The following is a 1958-nucleotide window of genomic DNA, read 5'->3' on the forward strand; positions in this document are numbered from 1 at the left end:
AGAGCCCCATCGCCTCGCGCCTCGTCTTTGCTCACCGGCACGTCGAGCGTCTCACCGAGGGCGACGAGCATCTCCGCGTCGGGCACCGAGAGCCCGCGTTCCCATTTGGAAACCGTCTGCCTCACCACGTTCGGCTTGAGCGCGAGCTCCTCCTGCGATAGCCCTTTCGATTTCCTGAGGGCCTGGATGTTCTCGTTCAGCATGGTGGATCCTTTCTCTCGCCCGGTTCCTACGTTACCGCAATGCTGCCCGCAGATGGTCCGTTGCCGCAAGCAACGGGTCGTAACATCGGCGGGGATTGTTTGAGTTCACAGGGGATGCAAGCTCCTTATAATATGACGTCCATTTAATCTACCTGCGGTTTGCAACCATAGGGTGCCTGCAGGTTGCGTAAAATGAAGCCTCAAGTTGGTGGTTTCCGCCATGTGGCTACCGTAGTGTGTAAGTCGCCGGCAGGAAAGCACCGAACGCTGGGATGCCGCGCCCGCGCCGTCGCCGTGAGCCAAGATCATGACGCCCGAGCGGTCGCTCCCAGCCAACGAGAGGACCTACTATGAGCTTCCGTACCAACCTTCAGTATCTGCGCGCCGAGCGCCATATGACCCAGGAGCAGCTCGCCATGCTGCTTGGGGTGTCCCGCCAGTCCGTCACCAAGTGGGAGGCCGAGAAGTCCTACCCGGAGATGGATAAGCTCATCAAAATGTGCCAGATTTTCGAGTGCTCGCTCGATGACCTGGTGCAGGGTGACCTTACCGATCGCGCTCCGGCACCCGCCGTCGCTACCGTGCCGCCCGGTCCCGCGACGGATGTGTGTGGCTATGACGACCACATGCGCTCGTTTGCCAAGCGAGTTCCCACGGGTGTCGCCGCGTTTATCCTGGGCGTTGTGGGGCTCGTGCTTTTTGAGGAAGGGACGGCTCTGCGCGGCCTGTTCAATAGCAGTATGGCTGCAAGTTGGGGCGAGCTTCTGGGGCTGGCCGCCCTGTTCTCCGGCGTGCTTGTGGGCATTGGCATCTTGGTTTCTGCTGGCATGGAGCACTCTGCTTTTGTGAAGGCGCATCCCTTTATCGAGGATTTTTATACTGACGATGATCGTCTTCAGGCGCGCCAGGTGCTGGTACGCGGGTTGGTTACCGGGCTCATGCTCATCATGATTGGGGTTCTGCTGGGCAACTTCATCGAGCATGAGTCTGGCGCGGAGGCTCCTGCGGGCGCTGCGCTGCTCGCCCTGGTCGCGGTGGGCGTATGGCTGATTGTCCATGCGGGCATGATGTACGGTCGCGTGGATATCGATGAGTACAACCGCGATGCGGTCGAGGAACTCGAGGTTGAGGACATCGCCCGCATCGATGTTCCCGAAGCGGTGCGCAACGAGCTGCGCTCCGCAAAGCGCACGCACGAGAAGATCGAGGCTGCTTGCGGTGTCATCATGCTCGTTTCCACCATCGTTGCGCTGAGTTGGCTGTTTTTGGGTCCTTCGTTCGCTGGGACCACATGGGACGCCATCGGTAGTGGGCGTCAGGCGGCCGATTCCATCGTCGGCTACTTTTGGCTGCCTTGGCCAATTGGAGGCATTCTCTGCGGCATCGTCAGCATTCTCATGAAGGCCTTCGGAAGGGACCGTTGAGTAGCTGGAATTTTACTAGTGCTTGCAGTCAATTTGAAGTCTTCGGCTGCGGGCACCTTCGAGTCCGCATCACGAGCGCACGCCGCCGCCCAAAAGCGCTGATTCTTGACGCGCGTGATGCGGACTTCGGCAGATGCTGCCTCTAGTTCAGCAACCCCCACACGGCAAAGCCGAGTGCTCCGCCGATGGCGGCCGCGGCGATGAAAGTCAGCAAGTCGTACGCCAGTCGATGCTTCGTCGGCCACGCGCGGCGGGGGAGTGCCCGCGGATCGCGCTCGATGTTCGCCTCGCCGTTCATGAAGGCGAGGATCTCGCGGTATGTCACCAGGTC

2 protein-coding genes and 1 pseudogene are annotated in these 1958 nt (G+C 60.6%); 1 reads left to right on the top strand and 2 read right to left on the bottom strand.

Going from position 1 to position 1958, the window contains the following annotated elements:
• The coding region (locus DW850_RS09990) for a helix-turn-helix domain-containing protein (protein WP_147349614.1) at positions 1–203 on the bottom strand (203 nt) is incomplete at its 3' end.
• Between the two features lie 350 nt (positions 204–553).
• Here DW850_RS09990 and DW850_RS09995 point away from each other — a divergent pair.
• Positions 554–1627 carry a helix-turn-helix transcriptional regulator gene (locus tag DW850_RS09995; protein ID WP_117786966.1) on the top strand — a complete coding sequence of 358 codons (1074 nt, stop codon included), beginning with the start codon at positions 554–556 and terminating at the stop codon, positions 1625–1627.
• 142 nt (positions 1628–1769) lie between these two features.
• Here the strand turns inward: DW850_RS09995 and DW850_RS10000 are convergent.
• Positions 1770–1958: pseudogene (locus DW850_RS10000) on the bottom strand (XRE family transcriptional regulator); the annotation flags it as partial.

This window comes from Collinsella sp. AM36-4AA (assembly GCF_003467795.1).
In the GTDB taxonomy this organism is placed as follows: domain Bacteria; phylum Actinomycetota; class Coriobacteriia; order Coriobacteriales; family Coriobacteriaceae; genus Collinsella.